Raw genomic sequence first — 16,107 nt, forward strand, 5'->3', positions numbered from 1 at the left:
GGCCTGCTTGCAGGTGTGTTGACCTTCGTGCATCCCGGCGCGCAGACGCCGGCGCAGGCTCAGGAGGCCGGTGCTCCGGGCGGCGTCGGGCGCGCGGGGGGCGACCGCGGTGCGAGCGCGCCTGCTGCCAGCGCGAAGGACGGGGAGCGCGCGCCGTCCAGCGCCGGGGACACGCCATCCGGCGCGCGGTCCGACGTCAGCGGTACGCAGATCGAGCCGCCGCGGCTCATCGAGGGCGCCGAGGCCGAGGTTCCGCCGGAGGCTCGAGCGGCACGACGGGAGGGCAAGGTCGTGCTGAAGCTCCTGATCGACGTGGAAGGGCGCGTGACCGAGGCCGAGGTCGCGAGCCCACTGGGTCACGGCCTGGACGAGGCGGCCCGGACGGCGGCGCTCCGGTTCCGCTTCACCCCGGCGCGCCGGGGCGGCACGCCGGTCGCTTCACGGATCCTCTACGCCTACGAGTTCCGGTTCCCCGAGGAGCCCCTGGCCGAGCCTTCCCCCGCGGTGGGGGACCGAGCCGGGGTCACGGCCGAGCGCGCGATCGCAGCCACGCGGTCGGAGCAGACCGCGCCCCGGCCGGTCCAGGGGGCTGGCCAGGCCTCCAGCGCTGCGCCCGTCGAGGTGACCGTCCGCGGCGCCACCATGGCCGAGCGCCTTCAGCAGTCTGCGCAGGCGATCAAGGTGATCGACACCGAGCCGGCGCAGCGGCGGGCCGCTGACATGGGCGAGGTGCTCGCCCGCACCGAGGGCGTCGGCGTGCGGCGCAGCGGCGGGCTCGGGTCCACGACGCGCTTCTCGCTGAGCGGCCTCTCGAACGACCAGATACGCTTCTTTCTCGACGGCGTGCCGCTCGATTTCGCCGGGTTCCCGTTCGGCATCGCGAACGTGCCGGTCAACCTGATCGAACGCGTCGAGATCTACCGCGGCGTGGTCCCGGTGCGCCTCGGCGCCGACGCGCTGGGCGGCGCCGTCAACCTGGTCACCGATCAGGAAGTGCGCGGCACCCACGGCGCCGCATCCTACGAGATCGGGTCGTTCGACACCCATCGACTCGCCGTCACGGCGCGACACCTGCACGAGCCGAGCGGCTTCCTCGCCCGCGTCAACGGCTTCCTCGACTACGCGCGGAACGACTATCCCGTGACGGCCGACGTGCCGGACGCCGATTTCGTCGAGCACCCCGCCCGCGTCTACCGGTTCCACGACGCCTATCGCGCGGCGGGCGGCGGCGTCGAGCTCGGCTTCGTGAACCGGCCCTGGGCGCGGCGGCTGCTCCTGCGCGCCTTTCTCACGGCGTACGACAAGGAGATCCAGCACAAGCTCGGCGTCATGAAGGTGCCTTATGGCGAGGTCACGAACGGCGAGGCAACGACGGGCGCGACGCTCCGGTACGAGCAGCCGCTCGGCCGCGGCGTCGCCCTCGACGCGATCGCCGGTTACGCGTACGGGCGCGCCACCTTCCTCGATGTCAGCGAGTGCACCTACGACTGGTATGGTCACTGCTCGCCCGGCAAGCCGGGCGAGGACGACACGAGGCCGCGGGACCAGGTGTTCTGGGAGCACAGCGGCTATGGCCGACTGAACCTCCGCTTCCGGCCCCACCCCGAGCACGCGCTGCAGATCTCCGTCTCTCCGATGTTCGTCACGCGCACGGGAGACGAGCGCAGGCAGGCGAACCCCGAGGGACGCGACCCGCTCACGGCCGACCGCGATCTCGTCAACTGGGTTCACGGCGTCGAGCACCAGCTCAACCTGCTCGACGATCGCCTGGAGAACCTCCTCTTCGTGAAGCAGTACGTGCAGCTCGTGCGCTCGGAGGAGAGCGTCCAGGGGCTCGCCGACCGCTTCCGCCGGCGGGATCGCGACACCCATCGCCTGGGCGTCGGCGACGGCCTGCGCTTCCGCTTCAGCGAGTGGCTCTATGCCAAGGCTTCCTACGAGTGGGCGCGGCGGCTCCCGCGCCCCGACGAGGTGTTCGGCGACGGGGCGCTGATCCTCGACAACCTGGAGCTCTCGCCCGAGACAAGCCACAACGGGAACCTCGGCGTCTCGGTCGACGCCGGCGACACTGCGGCGGGCGCGTGGCGGCTCGAGGCGAACGGCTATCTCCGCGAGGCCGACGACCTGATCGTGCTGCTCGGCAACGGGCAGGTCTCCCGGTACGATAACGTCTTCTCGGCGCGGGCGCTGGGGGTCGAGGCCTCGGCCGGCTGGACGTCGCCTGGCGAGCACGCCGCCCTCGACGGCAACGTCACGTACGAGGACTTCCGCAACACGTCCGAGGACGGGACCTTCGCCCGCAACGCGGGGCAGCGAATGCCGAACCGCCCGTGGCTCTTCGCCAACGGGTCGGCGCGCGTGCAGCTCCGCGAGGTCGCCGCGCCGCGCGACGAGCTCGCGCTCACCTGGAGCACGCGTTACGTGCACGGGTTCTTCCTCGGCTGGGAGCGCAACGGGCGGCGCGAGGACAAGGCGCGCGTGCCCTCGCAGCTCCTGCACTCGCTCGCGCTCACCTACGTCGCGCGCCTCGCGCCGCGCACCCTGAGCTTCACCGTCGAAGCCCACAATCTCAGCGACGAGCCCGCCTTCGATTTCTACGGTGTCCAGCGGCCTGGACGGGCTTTCTTTTCCAAGGCCATGCTGGAGATGTGATGGAGAGTTGGGAGAACCCATGAGAGCAATCTGGAACAACACGCTGGCAGCCAGGCGCGCGAGCACCGCGCTCGGCGCGCTCGGGCTCCTGGCCGTGGCGCTCGGCAATGGCGGCTGCGGCGACGATCAGGCGAACCCCGTCGGCAGCGGCAGCGGCAGCGGCAGCGGCGGCGGCGGCGGCGGAGCGCCGGACCCGAGCGGCGGCGGCGGTGGCGGCGTGAGCGGGCCAGCGTTCGTGGTGGGGACACGGATCTGGGACGACACCTCGACGACGGCCTATTTCCATGTGCTCCCGTCGCTCGACCAGGGCACGGAGGTCGACGTGTCTCAGGCGCTGGAGATCCCGGGCTCAGCCAAGCTCTACGGGTTCGAGGCCCAGGGCTGGCTCGCCATCGGCGGCGGCGACGCGCCGACGATCTCGCGCTACGCGCTCGACGCGCGAGGCGCGCTCGAGGAGGGGACGAGCATCACCCTGCAGCCCCTCGGCGTCCAGGATCTCTGGCCCACCCTGTACTTCGTCTCTCCGACGAAGGCGTACTATCCAGATCGCCACAACGAGCAGCTCATCGTCTTGGACCCCACGACGATGAAGATCGAGGGGACCATCGAGCTGCCGGAGACCGCCCGCGAAGGCCACCTGGCGCTCTACAGCTACGGGTCGATCCTGCGCGGGGACAATCTCCTCTTCTCGGTCGGGTGGTTCGACTGGGAGCAGAACGACACGATCCTCGAGGAGACGGGGCTCGTCGTGATCGACACGACGACGGACACCCTCGTGCGGGTCGACGTCGACGAGCGCTGCGGCGGGATCACGCAGCCCGTCGAGACGGCGTCGGGGGACGCCTACTTCGTGAGCTCGGCGCTCGCGGGGGCGGCCCACCTGCTCGAGCGGCTGCCGACCGAGCCGTGCGCGCTGCGCGTGCAGAAGGACGCGGACGCCTTCGACAAGGACTACCTCCTTTCGCTGGGCGAGCTGACCGACGGCGCGATCGCGGGCGAGCCCATCCCGGCCGGCGGCGACAGCATCTTTCTCCGGGTGTTCGACGAGAGCGCCGCCACGGTCGAAGCCGACAGCGTGACCTGGGATCTCACGAGCCAGAAGGTGTGGCAATGGTGGCGCTGGGACACCGCCGCGGGTGAAGCGACCCCGGTCGACGAGCTGAGCCCCATGACCTCGGACGTCCTCTGGTTCCAGGTCGACGGCCGGGTCTTCGGGACCGAGACGACGGATGACTACGCGGAGAGCACGCTCATCGAGCTCACGGCGGAGGGGGGCCCGAAGCGCGCCCTGACGGTGCCGGGGTTCCTGCACGGCGTGTCGAAGGTACGGTAAAGGAAGCGCGCGCTCACGCGAGACAGGAGACCTCGACATGGCCTTGAAGCTCTCCCGCCATGCCTTCACGACCTTCTGGGACGTGCACGCCTGGACTGGCGTGATCGGGGGGCTCCTGATCTACGTGATGTTTCTGACGGGGGGCATCGCGCTGTTCCGGGGGCAGCTCGCGGTGTGGGAGGAGCCCCTGCGCCAGCAGCGCTCCTCCGTCGAGCAGGTGGGGCTCGAGGCCACGCTCGAGCAGGGGCTCGCCGCCGCTCCGGCGACGCCCGAGGAGCTCTGGTTCTACCTGCCCGAGGGCGGGCAGGGCGCCGCGCGGCTGCTCTACTATGCGCAAGGCGAGCAGGTCTCGTCGTGGGTCCACGACGGGGGCGTGCGCGAGCGCGAGGGGCTCTCCCGGTTCCTCTTCGAGCTTCACTACCTGTGGCACGACGCGACGGGCGTGTGGCTGTACTACGTTGCCGGTCTCCTGTCCGTCGCGCTCCTGCTCGCGCTGGCGACAGGCGTGCTCATCCACCTGAAGGACATCGTCCAGCAGTTTCATCAGTTCCGGCCGGACAAGAGGCGCCGTGTCGTCTGGTCGGACATGCACAAGGTGCTCGGCGTGATGGGGCTGCCATTTCAGCTCATGTACGCTTACACAGGCGCGTTCATCGTGTTCCTCGGCGTGCTCGTGCCGGCGTTCACGGGTCCTGTGTTCGGGGGGGACGCCGCGCGCGCGGACCGGGTGGCCTGGGGAGCGTCGTTCGCGCAAGAGCCGGCGCCCGGGGCGCCGGCCCGCGGCCTCACCCTGGACGAGCTCACGGCGCGCGCGCGCGGGGCCGAGCCGCGGCTCGTCCCCGAGATGGTCCGTATCCGGCATCGCGGCCTTGACAGCGGGACCGTCGATATCCGCGGGCCGATCGAGGGCGTCCCGTTCGGGCGCGGCACCGTGCGCCTGCGGGCGACCGACGGCGCGGTCCTCTCGCTCGACGCGCCGGGCGCGGAGGGCGCTCGCAGCAGCGTGCTCCGCTGGATCTACGGCCTCCACTTCGCCCATTTTGGCGGCGTCACGCTCCGCATCCTGTTCTTCGTGCTCGCCGTGGCGACGTGCGCCACGATCCTCACCGGCAACTCGATCTGGCTGGCTCGACGGGAGGCGCGGCAGGAGAGCCTCGGCAACCGCCTCCTCGCGCGGCTCACCGTGGGCTTTGGCGCGGGGACCCTCGTCGCGATCGCGGCGCTCTTCCTCGCGAGCCGGGCGCTGCCGCTCGACTGGACCGGCCGCATGGCGGCCGAGGAGCTCACGTTCATCGTGGCGCTCGGGCTCTGCCTCGCGTGGGCGCTCGCCGCGCGTGAAGGCGGGAGCCTCTGGTGGCAGCAGACCGGGCTCGCGGGGCTCTTGCTGCTGCCTGTCCCGGCGCTCGCGGCGCGATCGTCGAGCGCGGGGCTCTTTGGCGCGGGGCCGAAGCTCGGATCCGTCGTCGCCGTCGACGCCGCTCTCCTGCTGACGGCTGCGGCGCTCTGCGCCTCGGCCTGGGCGCTTCGCCGGGCAGCCTTGCGGCATGCGCCGCCGCCGCAGGCGACGCAGGACGAGCTGCCGTCGCCCTTGTCGCACGGCGGGGCGGGGCTCATGGCGAGGGGGCAGACGGCGCCCCATGGTTGAGACGGCATCGGTCCTCTCGGCGTACCTCGCCTTCGCCTTGCTCCACGGCGCGCGGCCGGAGCGTATCCCGTTCGGCGTCGCGTCGCGGCTGCGCGCGTGGCGCGCGTGGCGCGTCGCGGCCCGGGTCCTGGCCGCCGCCCTCTTCTCGCTGTCGGTGTGGCTGTGGAGCCGAGCCGAATCCGGTGCGGCGGCGTTCCTCGTCCCCTTCGCGGCGCTCCTCTGCGCCGCGAGCCTCTTCGTCCTGCTCGCGCCTCTCTGGCCACGCGCTGTGTGGGGCTTCGCGGCCCTGTGTCCTCCGGCTGTCGTGGCGCTTTCGCTCGCCGGAGCGTTCCATGGCTAGCGGCCGGCTCGCCCGGCTCGACGCCCCGCTGCGCGTGCTGGCGGCGCTGATCGGGACGCTCCCGCTCGCCTTCTTTTCGAGCGTGTGCCTCTCGCGGTTCGCTCCGCTCGCGGAGGGCGCGCGGTCCATCCTCGGCTGGTCGCTCGCGGTTCCGCTCTGGGTCGGGGCGATGTGCGTCGTCTTCCTCGCCCGCAGCGCGGCCCGGGCGTGGGGCGCCTGTGCGGCGCTCAGCGCCGTGCTGTTCGCCCTGGCCTACGGCGTGCCGCAGTGACGCTCCGGGCGACGGCGTGGGCCGCCGGCGGCCCCCTGCGCCGCCGCGGCCGACCCGAGGCCCCCGGGGGAGGCCGCGCCCGGCGGCTCGCTCCCGGGGGTCCGCCGTCCAGCGTCCGGGGCTTCCGTCGCCACCGTCGCCTCCCCCGCAAGATCTTCTGTGCACAGCGACAGCCTCTTTGGTATGTTGCCGCTCCCTCGACGGCCGCGGCGAGCGTCTGTCGAGCGAATGCTCTTTTCATCGTCGAGCTTCTAGGTCCGCGTCGGCCTTGCCTGGTGCATGGTCGGGTGGATCTTCCTGGAGACCAGGAGAGGTGGCCGAGTGGCTGAAGGCACACGCTTGCTAAGCGTGCGATCGGGAAACTGATCCGCGGGTTCGAATCCCGCCCTCTCCGCCGCGATCACGCCCAGCGCTGCGCCCGTCACGTGGCCGCCTGAGCGTCGCGCGCACACAACACACCGGCAGGCGATACGCCGTCGTCCTGGAGCGTTGCCGCGAGCAGCCCACGGGCGGCCGTCGCAGGCGCCTGCGAGCAGCGCGGGCACGCCGCGCCGCCCGAGGCCTCCCCCCGGGCGCTGCCCTCAGGCCGCCCTGGTCCTCAGCACGCGCGACTGCAGGAACTGGTAGATCGTCTTGATCGCGTCGAACGAGCCGACAGCGCTCTCCTTGATCACCTCGTTCACCGTGCGCGAGCCGTTGACCGCCCCGAGCACGAGCTCCTCGGTGCGCGTCAGCTTGCCCGAGCCCACGCCGTCGAGCGCGACCTGATCGACGACCACGACCTGGTCGAAGTTGATCGTCCCCTCCATGAGCCGCCACTCGTCGACGCGCCGGAACCCCTCGAGCACCAGCGCCGACACGGCGAGCCCGAGGCGCGCCTGCTCGACCTCGGGGCGGAACGGCTCGCGCGTGAACGAGAAGCGCCCGTACGGCCAGCGCAGCACCTCGTAGATGAGCTCGCTCGACTGGCGCTCCAGCACGGCGATGAGGTCGTCGTTCGTCGCGACGTCCGCCTCCACGAGCACCTGGCCGAGCAGGGTGTTCGGCATCTTCTCGCGGAGCAGCGCCTCCAGCCGCTCGCGCGTGACCACCCCGCGCTCGATGAAGTAGCGGCCGAGCTTGAACTCGTCCGACGAGTTGCGCGCCTGCACGAGATCGATGAGCCCCTGGCGGATCGAGATCGTGACCGACGCGCGGTTCGTCGTCACCCGGAGCACGCCCGTCTGTCGCTGCATCTGGAGCAGCTGGAGGATCTCGGCGAGCGGGATCGCGGAGACGTCGCCGCTCATCACCTCCTTCGCGTCCGGGGGCGTGTCGAGGTCGCGGAGCGTCATGTTCAGCCTGGAGACCACGTCGCTCGTCATCGCGCGGGCGACCGCCTGCATGACGGCGGCCTCGTTGGTCCGGACCTCGGGCGAGAGGCTCATGATCGCCGGCGTCATCGCCGTCGCCAGCTGCTGGGCGAAGTCGACCCTGGAGCGCTGGAGCATGTTCCGGGACAGGAGGCTCGGCCGCACGCTCTCGGCGATCATGTCCTCGTCCGGCATCTTCGCGCCCTCGGGCACGGGCCGCGCGCGCCCCTCCGTCGCCTTCGAGAGCGCGCCCTCGATCACCGCGACCAGCGCGCGCGCGTCGAACGGCTTCGTGATCGCGTCGACGGCGCCGGTCTGCTGGACGAACTGGCCCCGGATCTTGTCGCCCTTGGCGCTCATCAGGACCACGGGGACGTTGCGGTGCGACGGGTTCGACCGGAGCTCCCGGCAGAACGCGTAGCCGTTCATCCTCGGCATCACGAAATCGAGGAGGACGAGGTCGTACTTCGGGCCCTTCTTGACCAGCTCGATGCCCGCGAGCCCATCGCGCGCCACGGTCGGCTCGAACCCGTTGCGCGCCAGGATGGCGCTGACGACCTTCAGGATGGTCGGGCTGTCATCGACAACGAGGACGCGCGCCGGGGGGGCCATGGCGAAGAATGCAGGCCCTACCCTATCAGAAGTGCGCGGCCTGCAAACATAAAGGCCAGGGGGCACGGCCGCGCGCGGCGAGGGCAAGGCAGAGCACAGCGAGCGCGGCCGCGCGCCGTTGCCGATGCGCGCGCGCGCGTCGGCAACGGTGCGCCGCATCGCGGCCGGAGATCGCTCACGCGCGCGCCCATCGGTCCGGCGTCAAGCGCCGGCGCCGCCGGTGCCCGCCGTGCCCGGTCGGGTGTCTGCGGCGACCGTCTTCACGTGGAGCTCGGCGAGCTGCGCGGCGTCTACGGGCACGGGCGCGCCGGTCATCTGGTCGGTGCCCTGGTTGGTCTTCGGGAACGGGATGACGTCCCTCAGCGTCGGCGCGCCGGTGAGCAGCATCGAGAGCCGGTCCATGCCGAGCGCGATGCCGCCGTGCGGCGGCGCGCCGCTCCGGAGCGCGTCCAGGAGGAACCCGAACTTGTCGCGCGCGTCGCCCTCGTCGATGCCCAGCGTCTTGAAGACGCGCGCCTGCACGTCAGGGTCGTGCAGCCGGATCGAGCCGCCGCCGATCTCGAACCCGTTCAGCACGAGATCGTAACGGTAACACTCGACGCGCGCCGGATCGCTCTCGAGCAGCGGCACGTGCTCGTCGATCGGCCGCGTGAACGCGTGGTGCGCGGCGGCCCAGCGCCCCGTGTCCTCGTCGTACTCGAACAGGGGTGGGTTCGTCACCCAGAGGAACCGCCACTGGTCCCCATGCCCGTACTCCGGGATGAGCCCCATCTTCTTCGCGATGTCGATGCGGAGCTTCGCCATCACCGTGTGCACCACGGCTTCCTTGCCGAACTGGAAGCAGAGGATGTCGCCCGGCTTGGCGCCGAGCGCCTCGTTCAGCTTCTGCCGGAGCTCCGGCGTGATCGACTTCGACAGGGGCGACTGCGTCCAGGAGCCGTCCTCGGCGAGCTTGGCGCGCGCGAGCCCGCGGAAGCCCTTCACGTCCCGGAGCCCGCGCTCGAGCTCCTCGGTCTGCTGGCGGGACAGGTTGGCGCTCGCCGGGATCACGAGCCCCTTCACGATCTCGGCCGGCACATCGCGCCGCAGCTTGCCCGACCGGTACTTCTCGGCGAGCTCCACCCAGAACGGCACCCCGCCGCCGCCGTGCTCGATGATGAGGTCCGTGAGGTCGGCGTGCTCGATCCCGAAGCGGAGATCGGGCTTGTCGTTGCCGAAGCGGGCCATCGACTCGGCGTACGGCATGCGCGGGAAGCGGCCCGTCGGGTAGAGCTCCTTGAGGTCCTTGCCGAGGGCGACCTTGAACACCGCGAAGACGAGCCCCTCGATCAGCCCGAACACGTCGTCCTGGTTCACGAACGACAGCTCGACGTCGATCTGGGTGAACTCCGGCTGCCGATCGATGCGCAGGTCCTCGTCCCGGAAGCACTTCACGATCTGGAAGTAGCGGTCGAAGCCCGCGACCATGAAGAGCTGCTTGTAGAGCTGCGGGCTCTCGGCGAGCGCGTAGAACTTGCCGGCGGAGATCCGCGACGGGACGAGGAAGTTGCGCGCGCCGCCCGGCGTGTACTTCACGAGGAACGGCGTCTCGAGCTCGAGGCAGCCCTGGTCCGAGAGGTAGTTCCGGGTCGTCCGGTTGATCTCGTGGCGCATGCGCAGCGCCCGCTGGAGCGGGGCCCGGCGGAGGTCGAGGTACCGGTTCTGGAGGCGGATCTCCTCCCGCGTCTCGATGTCGTCCGCGATCTCGAAGGGGGGCGTCTCCGCCCTGTTGAAGATCGTCGCCTCGGCGACCCAGACCTCGATGGCGCCCGTGTCGATCTTGTCGTTCACGTTCGCCTCGCGGCTCACGACGACGCCCCGGACGCCGACGACCCACTCGGACCGGGCCTTCTCGGCGGCGGCGTGCGCCTCGACGAGGCCGTTCTCCTCCGCCTTCACGCCCAGCTTCGTGATCGCGCCGAGGTAGCTGCGATCGAAGACGATCTGCGTCACTCCGGTGCGGTCGCGGAGGTCGATGAAGATGCAGCCGCCGTGATCGCGGCGACGCGCGACCCAGCCGAACAGCACGACCTCCTTGCCGATGTCCGCCTCGCGCAGATCGCCGCAGCGGTGCGTCCTCTTGAGCTCATCGATGAAACGGGACACGAGCCGACCTCCGAATTTCCGTGGGAGGGGCGACTCTAACCCAGGTCGCCGCCCACCGCCTCTCCCGATGCTCGCGCCGCGCTCGCCGGCGGAGCGCGGCGCGAGCATCGGGAGAGGCGGCGAGCGCGGCGCGGGCCGGTGCGCCGGAACTTGGCCACTCCGCGGCCGATCTGGCATGGCCGGCCGGTGAGCTCCGGAGAGAAACGCTGCTGGCTCGATCGGTCGCTCGCCTTCCTCTCGGCCGCGCTGCCTTTCGGGCTCTCGCTGGCCCGCGCCGCCTCCTCCGGCCAGTGGCGGGAAGACCTCACCGCCGTCCGGGACCTCGGCCTCGTCGCGGTCGGGGTGGGCGGCGGCCTCTCGACGGCGCTCTCGCAGGCGCTGAGCCTGCTCCCGCTCGGCCCCCGCACCTTCCGCACCGCCCTCGGGTCGGCGCTCGCGCTCGCGCTCGCGTCGCGCGTCCTCTACGAGATGGTCCGCCGGCTCCTCCTGGAGGCCGCGCGGCCGGCGCCCCTGCCCGGGCTCTCGCTGTGGCGGCGGCTCCGCGGCGCCGCGGCGGAGCCGGCGGGCCCCGCGCCGGGCTCGCCGGGCGGCGCCGTGAGCCCGCGCCTCGCCGCCGTGCTCGCGGCGATCGCCGTCCTCACGGCGGCGCTGTCGCCGACCTGGCAGCGGGAGGCGACGGTCGGCGGCGGCGCCATGCTCGCCACCTGCTGCGCGCTCGTGACGGTCGCGCTCGCGTCGGTCTGCGCCGAGCAGGCGCGGCACGCGGGGCGCGCGTGGATCGGGCTCGGCGCGCTCCTCGGGGCCACGTTCGCCGAGAGCCCCCCCGCCGGCCTCGCCGCGCTGGTGGCGGCGTACGCCATGTTCATCGCCCGCCGGGGCCTCGTCGACCGCCCCGCGGCCGCCTCGGCCGCCGCCGGCCCGCCCCGCCGCATGCTGGGGGCCGCCGCCGGCGCCGGCGCGCTCACGGCCGCGCTCCTGCTCGTGCCGCTCGTGCTCCGGCCGCTCGCGCCGCGCGCGTGGACCGACATCGGCCGCGCGCTCACGGCCGGGAGCCTCGCCGCCGTCGACGTCGCGAGCGCGCGCACCACCGCGCTCGCCGCGTGGAGCCGCGAGATCGGCGTCGTCTCCCTGCTCATCGCCGCCGCCGGGATGGCCCTCGCGCTGCTGCGCCCGCGCGCGCGGTGGCTCGCCGCGCCCTTCCTCGCGCTGCTCGCGCTCGACACGCTCCTGCCCGCGCGGGCGGCCGGCGTGCTCTCCGCCGATCCGCTCACCCCGCTGCGCTCGCTCGCGGTGGCGGCGATCGCGGTCGGCTCGGCGCTCGGGGCGCACGCCGCGGTGCGGGCGCTGCTCGACACGCGCGTCCCGTTCTCGCGGAGCGGCGCCGTGCTGCTGGTCATCTTCCAGCTGACGCTCGTCGCGCTGACGAGCGAGGAGGCCGGCTTCGCCGCGGATCGCAGCGAGCAGACCGCCGCCGAGGTCTGGACGGACGAGGCGTACGGGAGCCTCGACCCGAGGTCCGCGATCCTCGTGCGATCTCCCGCGATCGCGTGGCGCGTCTGGTCGGCGCGGATCACGCGGGGCGAGCGCCCGGACGTGCTCGTGGTCCCGATCCCGCTGCTCGACCGCGGCCAGGTCGCGGCGAGCCTGCTCGCCGACGAGCGCAAGCTCACGCCGCTCTTGCGCGACTTCGCGCTCGCGGGCGAGCCCAGCGAGTTCGCGCTCTCCACGCTGGCCGACGTGCGGCCCCTCTACGTGGAGCTCGATCCGCGCTGGTCCAAGCGGCTCCTCGGCCACCTGAACGTCGCCGGGATCTGGCTGGAGTACGCCCCGCAGCCGCTCGGCGCCTCGGACCGCAAGCTCGCGACGGCGCAGTCGATCGTGCCGATCCGGCGCGTGCTGGAGTCGCTCTCGGCCGCCGCGGTGCCCGACACGTCGACCGCGGCGGTCCTCGCGTCCACGATGCGGGGCCAGTCGAACGTCGTCAGCCTCCTGGGCGAGCGCGTCGTGGCGCAGTCGTTCCTGGAGCGCCTGGGCGAGCTCGCGGCCGAGGATCCGTTCGTCTCCGGCGGCCCGAGCCGCCGCGCCGTCACCGGCATTCGCCAGGCCTTCATCGCGCGGCGGCCGGTGCGCCGCCGCTGATCTCTCGCGCGCGCCGCCGAGGCCACGCGCCGACGAGGCAGCGCGTCGGGCAGCGCGCCGCCGCCGAGGCCGCGCGGCCCGGCGGCCGGCTGTCGCTCGCGTCGCTCGCGTCGCTCGCGTTGCTCGCGTCGTTCGCGTCGCTCGCGTTGCTCGCGTCGTTCGCGTCGTTCGCGTTGCTCGCGTCGCTCGCGTCGATCACGTCGCTCGCGTCGATCACGTCGAGGCGTGGAGCTCGATCTCGCCCGCCGCGAGCGCCCGGAGGTCGGCCGCGCGCAGCGCCTTGACCCGCCGCTCGAAGTCGCGGCTGTCGTCCTCGGTGAGCTTCGCCCCGCCGAAGCGGGCGCGCAGGTAGACCTGCGTGAGCGTCAGGATCTCGCGCGCCAGCGGGTGCGCCGCGAGCTCCAGCGCCTCGGCGTGGCGCAGCGGCGGCATGCTGGGGGGGCGCGGCACGCCCTGCGCGAGCATCGCGGACTCCAGGCTCTCGTACAGCGCGGTCGCCAGGATCGCGCTCGGGGTGCGCCCGGCGCCGGCGCGGCTCTCCTCGCGCCCGCGGCGCCCGCGGCGGAAGCGCCAGTAGAGCAGGCCGCCGCCCAGCGCGAGCGCGACGGCGGCGACCGCGAGGAGCCGCGGGCGCGACAGCGCGACGTCGCCGCTCGAGCCGGACCGCCGGTAGCGCGACGTGAGCGTCTGGAGCAGGCTCACCTGCTGGTTGAGGTCGTAGCCGACGATGTGCCTGTCCCAGCGCTGGCTCGTCGCCTCGATGAAGTCGCGGAGGTACGCCCAGACCCCGACCAGCTCGCTCTTCGGCGCCGCGTCGGCCGGCGGCGTCGGGTCGAACGTCACCCACCCCTCGCCGTCGAGGTAGACCTCGACCCACGAGTGGGCGTCGCCCTGGCGCACCGCATAGAACCGGCCGAAGCGGTTGTAGGTGCCGCCGACGAAGCCGGTCACGTTGCGCGTCGGGACGTCGACGGCGCGCAGCAGGATGGCCATCGCCGTCGAGTAGAACTCGCAGTGCCCGCGCTTCGACTCGAAGAGGAAGTGATCGAGCGGGTGCGGATCCGCGCCTGACGGAGACGCGAGGTCGTACCGGTACTCCGTGCGCAGGTGCTCCTGGACGGCCCGCGCCCGGTCCGCCGGACGATCCACGCCGCGCGTCCAGGTCCGCGCGAGCTCGACGACGCGCGTCGGCAGGTCCCGCGGGAGCTCCAGGTAGCGCCGCCGGTCGGCCGCCGAGACGCGCTGGAACGTCGGCGACCGCTTCCGCGACAGGAAGACGTCGTAGACCAGCCCGCGGTCGTCCAGCGGCTGGTACCTGAACTCCCCCTCCGGCCCCCGGTGGGCCAGCGTGCCCGCCTCGACCCCGAGCTGTCCGCGGTTCTTGAACCGGAGCCCCGTCGCGTTCGGCGGGAGGAAGATCACGGGCGGATCGATCGGCTCCAGATCGATCCGCATCACCGGGTCGACCGACGGGTCCGGGTACCGCTCGATCGGCACGAGCCCCGCGTCGCTCTCGGTCGGGCGCTTGAAGTTCTCGCTCTGGGTCCAGGTGCGGCCGTCGTAGGCGTCGAGGGCGGTGCCGCGCAGGTGCATGGTGAGGCGCGGGGGCGGCGGCTCCGGCAGGTCGGGGATCTCGACCCGCATCGCCAGCTTGGGATCGCTGCGCAGCACGCCGACCGCGCCCAGGTCGACCTTGCCCGAGAAGCCGATCATCCGCCCCGTGTGGCCGCGGTTGAGCAGGAGCAGCGAGAGGCCGACGCGCGGGAAGATGACGAACAGGGCCGCGGTGAAGACGAAGATCGGGATCGACAGCAGGCAGGTGACGGCCAGGAACGAGCGCCCCACCACCCGCCGCGAGCGCAGGATGCGCGGCACGTCGACCGGCAGCCCCGTCCGGTCGCGCGCCCCCTGCCGGTAGTTGCCCTCGACCTCGCGCCGCAGATGGCTGAGCACGAGCGCGCCCGGCGCGACGACGAGCACGCCGATGAAGCACAGCCCGTAGCCGAGGCCGCCGCCGAGGACGGTCCCGGCGATGAGGTGCAGCAGCGCGAGCACGATGACCTGCTGGTCGTGCGCCGCCCCCTTGCGCGTCGCGAGCCGGATGATCTGCAGCGCGGCGGCGAACTCCACGAGCACGTCGAGGACGCTCGCGTCGGTGAAGACGATGCGGACCACCTGGACGGCGATGACGACCAGGAGGACGCCCGTGTCGAGGTGGCGGAGCGCCGGGTGCCGCTGCCAGGACTCGCGCACGACGAGCGCGAGCGCGAGGCCGATGAGGATGGCCCAGCTCACATAGCGGTTGAACTGGCCGCTCGCGACGAGGGCGATGACGCCGAGCGCCGCGAGCGCGTCGGTCATGATCCGATGCACCATCCCGAATCTCATGACGCGGTCCTCGGCGTGCTCGTGCGGCGCTCGCCGCTGCTGGGGCCCGGGCTGGAGCCCTGGCGCTGGGACGCCCGGGCGGCGCGCTCGGCCTTGAGCTCCGGCATCCGGCTCTCCTCCACCGCGTCGAGCAGCGCGAGGAACCTGAGGATCCCGTCGGAGCCGATGTTGCGATCGCCGCGCACCCGCTCGCCCAGCGTCGTCGCGACGACCACGGCGTCGCCGCGCTTGATGTGGGCGACGGCGCGCGAGGCCGCCTCGCGGATCCGGCGCTCGAACAGCTGCGCGAACCCGTCGCCTTCCCCGGCGGGGCGCACCGTGTCGACGATGATCTGCACGTCGGGCCGCGTCTCGCGGGTCCGCTCGCGCAGCACCATCTGGTCGCGCATCGTGCTCTTCCTCCAGTAGATGTCGCGCGGATCGTCCCCCTCGCGCATCGGCCGGAGCCCGAAGGTCTCGTCGCCGCCCCCGCGCCCGTTCAGGCTCGCGCCGCCCTCGCGCCGCCCGGCGTCCTCTGTCGGGAGCCGGACCGGGTCGACCGCGGGGTAGATGATGAGATCGCCCTCGGCCTCGACCTCGCGCGACTTCTCGAACAGCCCGAAGGGGAAGCGGGTCGCGATGCGGAAGCCGGTGTGCCTGTCGCGGCCGCGCTTCGCCGGCGTCCGGCGGTAGGCGGCCACCTGCGCGCTGGAGGGGCTGATCTTCAGGAAGAAGCAGCGCTTATCGGCCGGCTGGCCCGCGCGCAGGTCCTCGACCTCGATCGCGTACGACGGCACGCGCTTCTTGTGGTTGTAGACCTCGATCTCGACGAGGTGCGCCCGGCCCACCTGGGCGCGGGCCGGGAGCCGCCGGGTCACGGTGAGGTGTCGGAGCGACAGGTCGCTCATGACGCCGGAGACGACGATCAGCGACAGCAGCATCCCGAGCAGCAGGTAGAGCAGGTTGTTGCCCGTGTTGATCGCCGCGAAGCCGACGCCCAGCGTGATCCCGAGGTAGTACTTCCCCTCCCGGGTGAACTTGAGCTTCCGGGGCGGCCTCAGGGCGAAGAGGAGCTTCGTCCACGACGACGCCTTCTCGCCGCGCGAGGGCCGCAGCGGGCGCTGCTCGACCGGAGGCCTGTCGCGCCTCGGCCTGGTCGGGCGGATGGCGCTGCGCGTCGCGGCTTCGGCGCGCTCGGCGCCGCGGGAGCTGCCGCTGAGAGATCCCCGCTCCCGGTCCTCTGTCCCCATC

At 72.6% G+C, this 16,107-nt stretch carries 11 protein-coding genes and 1 tRNA gene; 7 read left to right on the forward strand and 5 right to left on the reverse strand.

Annotated features, from left to right (window positions below; all coding sequences use genetic code 11):
- Nucleotides 1–15 precede the first annotated feature (15 nt).
- From mxcH to WME89_RS49555, 6 genes are all read left to right on the forward strand, one after another.
- The gene (gene mxcH, locus WME89_RS49530; RefSeq protein WP_438012069.1) at nucleotides 16–2,652 is read left to right on the forward strand and encodes a TonB-dependent siderophore myxochelin receptor MxcH; all 2,637 of its coding nucleotides are present in this window, start codon (nucleotides 16–18) and stop codon (nucleotides 2,650–2,652) included.
- Between the two features lie 19 nt (nucleotides 2,653–2,671).
- Complete coding sequence (locus tag WME89_RS49535; protein WP_438006484.1) at nucleotides 2,672–3,985, forward strand: hypothetical protein; 1,314 nt, start codon at nucleotides 2,672–2,674, stop codon at nucleotides 3,983–3,985.
- 37 nt (nucleotides 3,986–4,022) lie between these two features.
- A complete protein-coding gene (locus WME89_RS49540; RefSeq protein WP_438006485.1) occupies nucleotides 4,023–5,630 on the forward strand; it encodes a PepSY-associated TM helix domain-containing protein in 1,608 nt (535 codons plus the stop codon).
- The gene (locus WME89_RS49545; RefSeq protein WP_438006486.1) at nucleotides 5,623–5,970 is read left to right on the forward strand and encodes a hypothetical protein; all 348 of its coding nucleotides are present in this window, start codon (nucleotides 5,623–5,625) and stop codon (nucleotides 5,968–5,970) included. The genes WME89_RS49540 and WME89_RS49545 overlap by 8 nt, the downstream gene beginning before the upstream one ends.
- Nucleotides 5,963–6,241 carry a hypothetical protein gene (locus tag WME89_RS49550; protein WP_438006487.1) on the forward strand — a complete coding sequence of 93 codons (279 nt, stop codon included), beginning with the start codon at nucleotides 5,963–5,965 and terminating at the stop codon, nucleotides 6,239–6,241. The genes WME89_RS49545 and WME89_RS49550 overlap by 8 nt, the downstream gene beginning before the upstream one ends.
- A gap of 307 nt (nucleotides 6,242–6,548) precedes the next feature.
- Nucleotides 6,549–6,635, forward strand: a tRNA-Ser gene (locus tag WME89_RS49555).
- A gap of 187 nt (nucleotides 6,636–6,822) precedes the next feature.
- On the opposite strand, the gene WME89_RS49560 is transcribed toward WME89_RS49555, so the two are convergent.
- Together WME89_RS49560 and aspS are read right to left on the reverse strand one after the other, a co-directional pair.
- Nucleotides 6,823–8,205, reverse strand: coding sequence for a DUF4388 domain-containing protein (locus WME89_RS49560; RefSeq protein ID WP_437621966.1), 1,383 nt, complete (start codon nucleotides 8,203–8,205; stop codon nucleotides 6,823–6,825).
- A gap of 201 nt (nucleotides 8,206–8,406) precedes the next feature.
- Nucleotides 8,407–10,350, reverse strand: coding sequence for an aspartate--tRNA ligase (gene aspS / locus WME89_RS49565; protein ID WP_438006488.1), 1,944 nt, complete (start codon nucleotides 10,348–10,350; stop codon nucleotides 8,407–8,409).
- 186 nt (nucleotides 10,351–10,536) lie between these two features.
- On the opposite strand from aspS, the gene WME89_RS49570 reads away from it, so the two are divergent.
- A complete protein-coding gene (locus WME89_RS49570; RefSeq protein WP_438006489.1) occupies nucleotides 10,537–12,489 on the forward strand; it encodes a hypothetical protein in 1,953 nt (650 codons plus the stop codon).
- Here the strand turns inward: WME89_RS49570 and WME89_RS49575 are convergent.
- Genes WME89_RS49575 through WME89_RS49585 form a run of 3 tightly spaced genes read right to left on the reverse strand, consistent with a single transcriptional unit; the run spans nucleotide 12,458 to nucleotide 16,106 of the window.
- Nucleotides 12,458–12,706, reverse strand: coding sequence for a hypothetical protein (locus WME89_RS49575; RefSeq protein ID WP_438006490.1), 249 nt, complete (start codon nucleotides 12,704–12,706; stop codon nucleotides 12,458–12,460). The two genes, WME89_RS49570 and WME89_RS49575, sit on opposite strands and share 32 nt — an antisense overlap.
- Nucleotides 12,703–14,877 (reverse strand): transglutaminase TgpA family protein, encoded by a 2,175-nt coding sequence (locus tag WME89_RS49580; RefSeq protein WP_437621969.1) that lies wholly within the window; start codon nucleotides 14,875–14,877, stop codon nucleotides 12,703–12,705. Before WME89_RS49580 ends, WME89_RS49575 begins: the two co-directional genes overlap by 4 nt.
- On the reverse strand, nucleotides 14,874–16,106 hold the full coding sequence (locus WME89_RS49585) for a DUF58 domain-containing protein (protein ID WP_438006491.1): 1,233 nt from the start codon (nucleotides 16,104–16,106) through the stop codon (nucleotides 14,874–14,876). Before WME89_RS49585 ends, WME89_RS49580 begins: the two co-directional genes overlap by 4 nt.
- Between the last annotated feature and the right edge of the window lies 1 nt (nucleotide 16,107).

It is taken from the genome of Sorangium sp. So ce321 (assembly GCF_051530195.1).
GTDB lineage: Bacteria > Myxococcota_A > Polyangia > Polyangiales > Polyangiaceae > Sorangium.